Raw genomic sequence first — 10740 nt, forward strand, 5'->3', positions numbered from 1 at the left:
CATTACAGTATAGATTTCAGCAGTCAGGTCCGTAAGCGGCAAGGGAGTGCGATGACTGAGGCGGCTGACGAGCTGGAAGACCTCCGGCAACTGAAGGCGCGCTACTGCCGTTTCCTGGACACCAAAGACGTCGGGGCGTGGCGTGACGTATTCGCCCCCGATGTCGTGGTCATCCTGGACATGGCCGTGTCCACCGCCGGCGCCGATCCCCAGACCGCTGCACCGATCGAGGGGGTCGACAACTTCGTCCCGATGGTGATGGGCGGCCTCGAGAACGTGGCGACCAAGCATCACTGTCACACGCCCGAGCTCACGCTCACCTCGGCCACCACCGCGACCGGTATCTGGGCGATGGAGGATCTGCTGATCTTCGGTGACGGCCGCGAGTTGTACGGCGCGGGCCACTATCACGAGACCTATGAGAAGCGGGACGGTGCATGGCGGATCAAGAGCCTGCACCTCACCCGAACCATCCTGAAAATGACCGGTGGTGAAGATGGCTGACGCCGATACCAACTTCGATGTGCTCGTCATCGGTGCGGGATTCTCCGGGTTGTACATGCTGCACCGGCTGCGGCAGCTTGGAATGCGCACCCGAGTGCTGGAGATGGCCGAAAACGTCGGTGGCACGTGGCTTTTCAACCGGTATCCGGGTGCGCGGTGCGACATCGAGAGCATCGAATACTCCTATAGCTTCTCCGAGGAGATTCAGCAGGAGTGGGTGTGGACCGAGTCGATGCCGGCCCAGCCCGAGATCGAGGCCTACCTCAACTTCGTGGCCGACCGGCTCGACCTCCGTCGCGACATCCAATTTGGCACCAAGGTCGTCGCGATGACGTTCAACGAGGAAGACGGCGTGTGGCTGGTGCGCACCGAAGCCGGCGAAACATTCCGCGTTCGGTTCGTCGTCGCCGCGTCCGGCATCCTGTCGGTGCCGCTGGAACCCGACATCCCCGGAATGGACACCTTCGCCGGGACGTCGCTGTTCACCAGCCGCTGGCCCGCGGGCGGCGTGGACCTGGTCGGCAAGCGTGTCGGCGTCATCGGCACCGGCTCCACCGGCGTGCAGCTCATCCCGGTGGTTGCCCGAGAAGCCGTGCACCTCACGGTGTTTCAGCGCTCACCCGCATATACCCTGCCCTGGCGGGTACATCGGTTCGAGCCGGGTGAACTCGACGACATGAAGGCGCGCTACGCCGAAATCCGGGCAGCCCAACGAGCCCACCCGATCGGAGCGGCAAGGTTGAGCGCCTTCTCCGTCTTGCTCGAGATGCTCGGCCGGCCGCCGCTCAAGTCGGCGACGCGCGAAGAACAACTGCGCGCCATCGAGGAGAACGGCGTGCTGGGCGCGTTGAACTGGGGCGACGTCTTCTTCGACATCGAAGCCAACCGGATGGCCGCCGCACTGTACGGCGAGGCGGTGGCGCGGATCGTCAAGGACCCCGATACCGCGGCGTCGTTGGTACCGGTGCATCCCTTCGCGTGTAAGCGGCCGATCATCGACCAGGGCTACTACGAGACGTTCAACCGGGACAATGTCACCCTGGTCGATCTGCGCAAGTCGCCCATCCGCGAGGTCACTCCGGTCGGCATCCGCACCGAGAACCGGGTGCACGAGCTCGATGTCATCGTTTACGCCACCGGGTTCGACGCCATGACCGGTGCGCTGAGCCGGATCGACGTGCGCGGTCGCGGCGGAATGTCGCTGGGCGAATTCTGGGCCACCGACGGGCCGCTGTCGTATCTGGGCCTTGCGGTCGCCGGCTTCCCCAACCTCTTCACGGTGCAGGGTCCGGGCAGCCCGAGCGCCGCCACGAACTTCGTGGCCGCCCTCGAACAGCACGTCGAGTGGATCGGTGACTGCATTGCGTATCTGCGCGCCAACGACATTCGCACCATCGAGGCGCTGAGCACTGCCCAGCAGGAGTGGATCGACCACGTCACCGCGCTTGTCGCGCCCACGGTGTTGGTTCACCCGTCCTGCAACTCTTGGTACAACGGTGGCAATGTGCCCGGAAAGAAACGGATGTACATGGGTTATACCGGCGGAATACCCGAATACCGGCGGCGCTGCGACGAAATCGCGGCCGGCGGATACATCGGTTTCAAACTGGCTTAGCTGTTGAGGGTGAGTGACATGGCGAAGGCGTTGAGCGGGCTGAGTCTGGCCAAAGATGTTGCCCGCGAATTGGGAATGCTGATGCCGCGCACAGTGACCGGCCTGCAGGAGTCGACCGGCTGGGACCCACTGTCGCCGCGAGGTGCGCGCCAGTTCGGCGAGGCCATGCTCGACGAATTGGTGCTCAGCGGCTTCTCGCTGCTGGGTAGAAGTCCCGCGCCGATGCAGCCACTGGACGCTTGCACCGCGGCCGCCGAGGAGCTCTCCTCGCTGGGTATCGACCGGGCGCACGCCGACCCGAAGCCGTTGCGGGCGACCTCGATACGGAAGCGCAGCATCCCGGGTCTGGCGTATGAACGGATGGCCTTCGAGCACGACCCGGGGTTGCCGGCCACGCTGGAGGCCGATGGCCTGGGCGGCCCGGCACGGGCGGTGGTGCATCTATGCCGGCACCGCGACGAGCCCAGGCCGTGGCTGGTCTGGGTACACGGCGCCGGCCAGGGAGGCACCGAAGACCTGTTGTTGTCAGGGATCGGACGCATCCATCACAAGTTGGGTTTCAACGTCGCGCTCCCGATCCAGCCCGGCCACGGGTGCCGGCGGCGCCAGTGGCCGGTCTATCCCGACATGGATCCGCTGGGCAATGTGGCGGGCATGATGCGCGTGGTCTCCGAGGTTCGCGCGGTGGTGCGCTGGGTGCAGCCGCGAGCCACCGCCGTTGTGGTGGCAGGGATTTCGATGGGCAGTCCGGTGGCCGCCCTGGTCTCCCACTTGGAGAAGCAGGTCGACGCGGTCGCCCTCTACACGCCGATCCTGGGGCTCAACGCGATGATCGCGCGCCACCTGCAGCGGTGGGGCTCGTCGCGCGAGGGATTCCGCGAATTGCTGGAATCGCCCGTGGTGACCCAACTGACCTCGGTGATCGATCCGCTGGCGGTCACCCCGTCTCCGCCGCCGGATCGCCGGCTGATCGTCGGGGCGTGGCATGACCGGATGGCGATGCGCGAGCCCGCCGACGCCTTGCAGGAACGCTGGGGCGGGGAACTGTACTGGTACGACGGCAGCCACGTCGGGCACATCTTCTCGCGGCGCGTGCAGCGGATCACCGACCGATTCCTGCGCGACGTGGCGGCGCGAAAAGCCGTGGTGCCCGACTGATGGCACCCACGTGGACCGCGCGAACGGTGGTCGAGCTCTACAACCTCGTCGTGTGGAACGAATGCAACATCGACCTGGCCGATGAACTGTTGGCCGACACCGTGATTCGGCATGAGGTCGGTGGGGTGCGCACGCTGACCCACGCCGAAGCGGTGCAGCGGGTGGTGGACATGTGGGCGCTGGCCGACTCGCTGCACTTCGACCTCAACATCGTCATCGAGGGCGACGATGGCGAGCACGTGGCGATTGTGTACGACTCGACGATCAAGACCAAGGATGGCACCGAGACCAACATCGCCAGCATCGAGGTGTTCCGCGTCGTCGATGGCAAGATAACCGAGGTTTGGAACTGCGGCTACCAGCAAGGGGTTTGGAATTGAGTGACCGAGCGCTTGATGAATTGGGCTTCTACCTGCTGGCCGGGGCCGGCGGTGAGGGCCCGGCAACATTGATGGACGAGGCCCGCCGCGGCGAGGAACTCGGCTTCGGCACCGGCTTCATCTCCGAGCGGTGGAACGTCAAAGAGGCGTCGTCTCTGGTCGGGGCGGCGTGTGCGGTGACCAACCGGATGCAAATCGCCACGGCCGCAACCAATCACAACACCCGTCATCCCCTGATCACCGGGTCTTGGGCGACCACGATGCATCGCCTGTCGGGCGGCCGATTCACTCTGGGCGTCGGCCGCGGCATCGCCGCGATCTACGGGGCATTCGGCATCCCGGCGGTGACGACGGCGCAGATGGAGGACTGGGCCCAGGTCATGCGCCGGCTGTGGCACGGCGAGCTGATCTTCAACCACGACGGCCCGATGGGCAAGTACCCCATCCTGTTTCTCGATCCCGACTTCAACGAAGACATTCGGCTGGCGCTAGTGGCCTTCGGGCCCAACACGCTCGCGCTCGGGGGACGCGTGTTCGACGACGTCATCCTGCACACCTATTTCACGCCGGAGACCTTGCAGCGCAGCGTCAACACCGTGAAGTCGGCGGCGGAGAAGGCCGGCCGTGACCCGGACAGCGTGCGCGTGTGGTCGTGCTTCGCCACCGTCGGCAACCACCTACCCGAAGAACTGCGGCTGAAGAAGACCGTGGCGCGGCTGGCCACCTACCTGCAGGGCTACGGCGATCTGCTGGTCAGCACCAACAACTGGGATCCCGCTGTGCTGCAACGGTTCCGCGAGGATCCGGTGGTCACCTCGATCGCGGGCGGGATCGATCACAAGGGCACGGCTGAGCAGATCGAGCACATCGCGACGCTGATTCCCGACGAATGGCTGGAGCCCTCGGCCACCGGGTCGGCGCAGCAGTGCGTGGATCGCATCCGCAAGGAATTCGACTACGGGGCCGACGCCGTCATCTTGCACGGCGCCACACCCGACGAGCTCGAACCGGTCGTCGCCGCCTACCGCGCGACGGACTAGCTTTAGCGGGCCGGCGTGCCACTCACGGCATGATGACGGTCCGGCTCACCGGCTCGGCGGCGGCCTGCCTGCTGGACAGGCCACGCTTCAGCGAGGCGAGCAGGACATCGCGCGTCTCACGGGGATCGATGAGTTCGTCGAACCCCATGTGCTCGGCGGACCGGAAGGACGCCTGCAATTCGGCCTCACGCAACTTTGCGGTGACGTCCTCGCCGGCGTGCGTCGCCCGGCCCAGCGCGGCCGCGCTCATGGCACCCATCGTCGCGCCGGGGTAGGCGAAGGTCGCGGACTGGCTGTCGAAACCCAGCAGGGACATGACCATCGAGCCGAACCCGTAGGCCTTGCGCAGCGTCACATGCAGCTTCACCGTGGTGGCCGTGGTTTGGGCGGCGAACATCCGTGCTCCGGCGCGCAGCACACCGCTGCGCTCGGACCGGCTGCCGGGCAGCATTCCGGGATTGTCGGCGAGGAAGACGAGGGGCAGGTGGAACGAGTCGGCCACCATGATGAAGTGCGCCGCCTTGTCCGCGGCCGCGGCGTCGACGGAGCCGGCGAGCACCTGGGGCTGGTTGGCCACCACCGCGACCGGGTGACCACCGAGATGGGCCAGCGCGCAAATGATCGCCTTGCCGTACTGCGGCTGCACCTCGAACCAGTCGGGCCGGTCGAAGACCACGTCGAGCACGGCGCGCATGTCGTAAACGCGGCGATTGTCGCGGGACACGATGTCGAGCAGCTCCGGCGTCGCACGTGGCTCGGTGTCCTCGTCCGGCGGCAACGATGCCGGGTACGACCATGCACTCGGCGGAAAGTAGGACAGGTAGCGCCGGACATCGTCGAGGACGGACTCATCGTCCTCTGCGACATTGTGGATCACCCCGCTGGGCAAAGCGACATCGGGCCCACCGAGGTCCTCCTTCGAAATGTCTTCTCCGGTGGACTCTTTGACGACGGGCGGCCCGGCGGTGAAGATCGCGCCCTGCCTGCTCATGATCCGGAAGTCGCAGACCGGGGCCACCAGCGCGCCGTGTCCGGCCGACGGCCCGAACACGGCGCCGACGGTCGGGACGCGGCCCGAGCACTGCGCCTGGGCCAGCAGGTCGGTGGGGGTGCGGCCGTAATGCCCGCCGCCGGGCCGAAAGCCGGCGCCTTCGAGCAGCATCACCAGCGGGATCTTGTCGCGCAGCGCCAGTTCGGCGATCCGGTATCGCTTGGAGTTGCCGCCGGGCCCGATGCTGCCCGCCATGGTGGTGAAGTCCTCGGCGCCCAGCATCACCGGTGAACCGTTGATCTCACCGGAGCCGACGACCAGGCCGTCGGCCGCGATCTCCCCGCCGACCAGGGTGCCGAGCTCGCGGAATGTGCCGGGGTCGAGGAGGTACTCGATTCGTGCGCGGGCGTCGAGCTTGCCCTTGTTGCGGTGCTTGTCGAGTCGCTCCGGGCCGCCCATGTCCCGCGCGTGCTGACGGCGCCGCTCGAGATCCTCGAGCGTCTCCTGCCAGTCCGGGGACTTCGTCATCTCAGATGTCCTCACTCGTCGGGCGGCACGTACTGAAGTGCTTACTGTAGCGTCCGCAAGAGGTGCGCGGCCACCTGATGCGATGAAGTAGCCCATGTCGCAGCGCTTTTGCCAGCAAGCCGGTGCCGCCATTGACCCTACCGAATCGCTTACTGTAGCTTCTCAAGTATGAGGTCCGAGGGCTCCCAGCTGGAACGGAGCCCGCGCGGATGACCGCAAGAGCGGTGCCCGACCTCAAAGTCGACGGGGGCATCTTCACCGACCTCACCCGGGTGCCGGAGCTGGCGCGCACGCTCGAGGAACAGGGCTACGACGCGTGTTGGACCGGCGAGATCAATCACGATCCGTTTTTGCCGCTGCTGTTGGCCGCCGAACACACCACGCGACTCGAATTGGGCACCAGCATCGCGGTGGCCTTCGCGCGGAACCCGATGATCGTCGCCAACCTCGGCTGGGATCTGCAGACCTACTCACAGGGGCGATTCATCCTTGGGCTGGGCACCCAGATCAAGCCGCACATCGAAAAGCGATTCAGTATGCCCTGGAGTCATCCGGTGGCCCGGATGCGCGAATTCGTGCAGGCGCTGCGCGCAATCTGGTCGGCCTGGAACGACGGAACGAGGCTTCGGTTCGAGGGGGAGTTCTACACGCACAAGCTCATGACACCGATGTTCACCCCTGAGCCGCAGCCGTTTTCGGCACCCAAGATCTTCATCGCCGCTGTCGGCGAAGCGATGACCGAGATGTGTGGAGAGGTCGCCGACGGCCTACTGGCCCATGCGTTTACCACGAAGCGGTATTTGCACGAGGTGACATTGCCGGCGGTGCAGCGTGGCCTGAAGCGCGCCGGTCGTGATGTGAGCGCATTCCAGATGGCGTGCCCGGTGTTCGTGGTGACCGGCAGCGACGACGCCGAGTTGACGGCCGGCGCGGCCGGTGTCCGCAAGCAGATTGCCTTCTACGGGTCCACGCCGGCCTATCACAAGGTCCTCGAACTACACGGCTGGGGCGATGTGGCGACGCAGTTGCACCGACTCTCACTGCAGGGGGAGTGGGATGCCATGGGGGCGTTGATCGACGACGAGATCCTCAATGCCTTCGCCGTCGTCGCAACGTACGACAAGCTCGCAGCCGCGCTACAAGCCCGCTGTGATGGTGTCATCGACCGCGTCATGCCGTCGTTTCCCCGCACCGCGCCCGCGGCCACGATCACCGCCGTACTGCAAGAGTTGCGTCACTGAGGAGATGCGCATGAGCACTACCACGATGGACGAGGCAGCCAACTTATTAGCGGACCCGTTGGCGTACACTGACGAGCGGCTGTTGCACGCCGCGCTGACGCACTTGCGCGCTAATGCTCCGGTGTCGCGGGTGGAGGTTCCCAACTACCGGCCGTTCTGGGCGATCACCAAACACGCCGACATCATGGACATCGAACGCGAAAACATGCTCTTCACCAACTGGCCGCGGCCGGTGCTGACCACCGCGGAAGGTGACGAGATGCAGGCCGCCGCCGGGGTGCGCACGCTGATCCACTTGGACGATCCCCAGCACCGGGTGGTACGTGCCATCGGTTCTGACTGGTTTCGCCCAAAGGCCATGCGGGCCTTGAAGGTTCGGGTTAATGAATTGGCCAAGATCTACGTCGACAAGATGATGGCCACCGGTCCCGAATGTGACTTCGTGCAGGAAGTGGCGGTCAATTACCCGCTGTACGTGATCATGTCGCTGCTGGGCCTGCCCGAGACCGATTTCCCCCGGATGCTCAAGCTGACCCAAGAGCTGTTTGGCAGCGATGATTCCGAATTCAAACGCGGCAGTACCAACGAGGACCAGTTGCCCGCGCTGTTGGACATGTTCCAATACTTCAACGGTGTGACGGCGGCCCGCCGCGAACACCCGACCGAGGACCTCGCGTCGGCGATCGCGAACGCCCGCATCGACGGCGAACCCCTGTCGGACATCGACACCGTGTCCTATTACCTGATCGTGGCGACCGCCGGTCACGACACCACCAGCGCGACCATCTCCGGCGGTCTGCAGGCGCTGATCGAGAATCCGGACCAGCGCCAACGTCTGTGCGACAACCTGGATTTGATGCCGCTGGCCACCGAGGAGATGATCCGCTGGGTGACCCCGGTCAAAGAATTCATGCGGACCGCGGCCAAAGACACCACCGTGCGCGGAGTGTCGATCGCCGCAGGCGAGTCGGTGCTGCTGTCCTATGTTTCGGCCAACCGTGACGAGGACGTGTTCAGCGATCCGTTCCGGTTCGACGTCGCTCGCGACCCCAACAAGCACCTGGCCTTCGGTTACGGCGTGCACTTCTGTATGGGTGCGGCGCTGGCCCGCATGGAGGTGAGCAGCTTCTTCTCCGAGTTGCTGCCCCGGCTCAAATCCATTGAGCTGACTGGTGACCCGGAACTGGTCGCCACCACGTTCGTCGGTGGACTCAAGCATCTGCCGGTTCGGTATTCGCTGGCTTGAGTGTGGGCCGGCCTTTTGACGGGGTCTACACTCCCCGTGGAGGTCTGGGCAATGACGCGTAGGACGATTGTCATCACTGGTGCCAGCGATGGGATCGGTGCGGCGGCCGCCCGTCGGATCAGCCGCGGCGGCGACAACGTGGTGTTGGTGGGGCGGTCGCCGAGCAAGACCGCGGCCGTGGCCGCTGAGCTGGACGCGGACTACTTCGTCGCCGACTTCGCCGACCTGTCTGCGGTCCGGGCCTTGGCGGACAAGATCCGGTCGCAGTATCCGCGCATCGACGTGCTGGCCAACAACGCCGGGGGTGTGTTCTCGAAGCTGCAGCGGACCGCCGACGGCCATGAGATAACTTTTCAGGTCAACTATTTGGCGCCGTTCCTGCTCACCACGCTGCTGCTTGACGTGCTGATCTGTTCACAGGCCACGGTTGTCAATACGTCCAGTTCGTCACAGCGGCTGTTGCGGAAAGTCAAGCTCGCTGATTTCGAGACGACGGACCGGCGCGGGCCCAGCACCGCCTATGCAATAGCGAAGCTGGCAAACATCTTGTTCACCAAGGAATTACATCGGCGCTTTTCCGCTGACGGCCTTGCGGCGGCGGTGGTCCACCCGGGCTTCGTCAACACCAACATCGGTCACTCGTCCGGTTCGCGGTTCCTGACCACCATGCAAAGCACACCCGTCAGCCGAATGATCAAGACCGCCGATCATGGTGCCGACCAGCTGGTCTGGCTGGCGACCAGTGTGCCCGGTATCGACTGGGCGGCCGGCGAATACTACGTGAAAGGCAAGGTCGCCAAAGCCAATCGGGCGGCCAGCGATCCCATCCTCGTGCGTGACTTGTGGGATCACACGATGGCCAAGCTCGGCTAGGCAAACCCGGGCGCGAATTCGCCCGCGGCGCTGAGCCGGCTCCGTCGGACACCGACCCGCCGGGGATAACCAGCTCGAAGTCGGCCGTGTCCTACCATCCCGTCGATACTCTGCAGTATCCAGTCGATACTGTCAAGTATGCTATGACCATGTCACCCGTCAAGCCGCACCGAACCCGCCCCACCCGCGGCGAGGTCCGTGACCGGATCCTGGACGCGGCGTCGAAGGTTTTCGCCGCCGAAGGGTTCGCCGGCGCCACCATCGACGCGATCGGGCAGGCGGCGGGCTTCACAAAAGGCGCGGTCTACTCGAACTTCGAATCCAAGGACGGACTGTTCCTCGCGCTGCTCGACCGCGAGTTCGAGCTGCGCGGCGAGCAGATCGCCACGGTGCTGGACAGCAGCGGCGGCGACACCGGCACGGCCGCACGCGAATTGAGCCGGTCATGGCTCGACTCGCTTCGCGACCATTCCGACTTTTACGTGCTGTTCGTCGAATACTGGCTGCGCGCCCAGCGTGACCCCCAGCTGCGCGAGCGCCTCATCGAACGCCGCCGCGCGGCCGCCGCCGACCAGGCGGTGCACATCGTCAAATCGACCCCCTCCGTGGCGTCCGATCACGAGCTGGCCGACCTCGCCCAGCTCGTCGTCACGATCAACCTCGGCATCGCGATGGAAGAGGTCCTGCGTCCCGGGACCATCAACCCCGACCTGCTCGCGCAGCTGATCACCGCAGTGCTGGAATCGGTCCCGGTTTCCGCCGATCAGGGAGAGCCTCACCATGGATACAAATGACGGGCCTGACGCTGCGGCGCCGATGATCACCGCGCGCGGTTTAGGCGTCGACGGCGAGCACGGTCTCCACGGTCACCGATTCCTCCAGCTCGTCGATGTCTTCGAAGGCCGCGATCGAGCAGTGCCGGCGGATCGCGCGCGGGGTTGTTTGACCGAGGACGGTCAGCGTGCCGTGGCTCAGCTTGAAACGTCCCGCGAGCGTCAGCAGCAGCGTGGTCTGCCCTGGTCCGCCGGGCATCCGAATCGCGTGAAAACCCGGTGGGAGCTCGAGATCGATATCCGAGAAGAGGGGGCCGTGCTCGCCGTCGACGCCTAAACCGCGCGCGGTGATCATCGGCGCCGCAGCGTCAGGCCCGTCATTTGTATCCAT

General features: G+C 65.4%; 10 protein-coding genes and 1 pseudogene. 9 read left to right on the forward strand and 2 right to left on the reverse strand.

Going from position 1 to position 10740, the window contains the following annotated elements; genetic code table 11:
- Nucleotides 1-51: 51 nt before the first annotated feature.
- From A5625_RS15620 to A5625_RS15640, 5 genes are read left to right on the forward strand one after another with little or no spacing between them, the layout of a single operon-like run.
- Entirely contained in the window at nt 52-504 is a 453-nt protein-coding gene (locus A5625_RS15620) for a nuclear transport factor 2 family protein (protein ID WP_064952340.1), read from the forward strand.
- A complete protein-coding gene (locus tag A5625_RS15625) occupies nt 497-2119 on the forward strand; it encodes an NAD(P)/FAD-dependent oxidoreductase (RefSeq protein ID WP_066995433.1) in 1623 nt (540 codons plus the stop codon). The genes A5625_RS15620 and A5625_RS15625 overlap by 8 nt, the downstream gene beginning before the upstream one ends.
- Nucleotides 2120-2137: 18 nt before the next feature.
- A complete protein-coding gene (locus A5625_RS15630; protein WP_066995408.1) occupies nt 2138-3277 on the forward strand; it encodes a PHB depolymerase family esterase in 1140 nt (379 codons plus the stop codon).
- Nucleotides 3277-3657, forward strand: coding sequence for a nuclear transport factor 2 family protein (locus tag A5625_RS15635; protein WP_066995411.1), 381 nt, complete (start codon nt 3277-3279; stop codon nt 3655-3657). The genes A5625_RS15630 and A5625_RS15635 overlap by 1 nt, the downstream gene beginning before the upstream one ends.
- Nucleotides 3654-4697, forward strand: a complete 1044-nt coding sequence (locus A5625_RS15640; RefSeq protein WP_197516117.1) for a TIGR03857 family LLM class F420-dependent oxidoreductase — start codon at nt 3654-3656, stop codon at nt 4695-4697. The genes A5625_RS15635 and A5625_RS15640 overlap by 4 nt, the downstream gene beginning before the upstream one ends.
- Before the next feature lie 22 nt (nt 4698-4719).
- Here the strand turns inward: A5625_RS15640 and A5625_RS15645 are convergent, their stop codons facing one another.
- Nucleotides 4720-6216, reverse strand: coding sequence for an acyl-CoA carboxylase subunit beta (locus A5625_RS15645; RefSeq protein ID WP_066995415.1), 1497 nt, complete (start codon nt 6214-6216; stop codon nt 4720-4722).
- A gap of 209 nt (nt 6217-6425) precedes the next feature.
- Here A5625_RS15645 and A5625_RS15650 point away from each other — a divergent pair, with 209 nt between their 5' ends.
- The 4 genes from A5625_RS15650 to A5625_RS15665 all read left to right on the forward strand — a co-directional run bounded on the left by A5625_RS15650 (nt 6426) and on the right by A5625_RS15665 (nt 10370).
- Nucleotides 6426-7457: an LLM class F420-dependent oxidoreductase gene (locus A5625_RS15650; protein ID WP_066995417.1), complete on the forward strand. Its 1032-nt coding sequence runs from the start codon at nt 6426-6428 to the stop codon at nt 7455-7457.
- A gap of 25 nt (nt 7458-7482) precedes the next feature.
- Complete coding sequence (locus A5625_RS15655; RefSeq protein ID WP_066995436.1) at nt 7483-8703, forward strand: cytochrome P450; 1221 nt, start codon at nt 7483-7485, stop codon at nt 8701-8703.
- A gap of 51 nt (nt 8704-8754) precedes the next feature.
- A complete protein-coding gene (locus tag A5625_RS15660; protein WP_066995420.1) occupies nt 8755-9576 on the forward strand; it encodes an SDR family NAD(P)-dependent oxidoreductase in 822 nt (273 codons plus the stop codon).
- A 149-nt stretch (nt 9577-9725) separates the two neighbouring features.
- On the forward strand, nt 9726-10370 hold the full coding sequence (locus A5625_RS15665) for a TetR/AcrR family transcriptional regulator (protein ID WP_369830015.1): 645 nt from the start codon (nt 9726-9728) through the stop codon (nt 10368-10370).
- Between the two features lie 52 nt (nt 10371-10422).
- Here A5625_RS15665 and A5625_RS15670 read toward each other — a convergent pair.
- Nucleotides 10423-10740 (reverse strand): annotated as a pseudogene (locus A5625_RS15670) (hypothetical protein); the annotation flags it as partial.

It is taken from the genome of Mycobacterium sp. 1465703.0 (assembly GCF_001672975.1).
Lineage (GTDB): Bacteria > Actinomycetota > Actinomycetes > Mycobacteriales > Mycobacteriaceae > Mycobacterium.

Bases quoted from the DNA above. Each gene is read 5' to 3' on its own strand.
- A5625_RS15665 (WP_369830015.1), top strand. From the start codon at position 9,726: ATGTCACCCGTCAAGCCGCACCGAACCCGCCCCACCCGCGGCGAGGTC.
- A5625_RS15645 (WP_066995415.1), bottom strand. From the start codon at position 6,216: ATGACGAAGTCCCCGGACTGGCAGGAGACGCTCGAGGATCTCGAGCGG.
- A5625_RS15655 (WP_066995436.1), top strand. From the start codon at position 7,483: ATGGACGAGGCAGCCAACTTATTAGCGGACCCGTTGGCGTACACTGAC.
- A5625_RS15625 (WP_066995433.1), top strand. From the start codon at position 497: ATGGCTGACGCCGATACCAACTTCGATGTGCTCGTCATCGGTGCGGGA.
- A5625_RS15635 (WP_066995411.1), top strand. From the start codon at position 3,277: ATGGCACCCACGTGGACCGCGCGAACGGTGGTCGAGCTCTACAACCTC.
- A5625_RS15630 (WP_066995408.1), top strand. From the start codon at position 2,138: ATGGCGAAGGCGTTGAGCGGGCTGAGTCTGGCCAAAGATGTTGCCCGC.
- A5625_RS15620 (WP_064952340.1), top strand. From the start codon at position 52: ATGACTGAGGCGGCTGACGAGCTGGAAGACCTCCGGCAACTGAAGGCG.
- A5625_RS15650 (WP_066995417.1), top strand. From the start codon at position 6,426: ATGACCGCAAGAGCGGTGCCCGACCTCAAAGTCGACGGGGGCATCTTC.
- A5625_RS15660 (WP_066995420.1), top strand. From the start codon at position 8,755: ATGACGCGTAGGACGATTGTCATCACTGGTGCCAGCGATGGGATCGGT.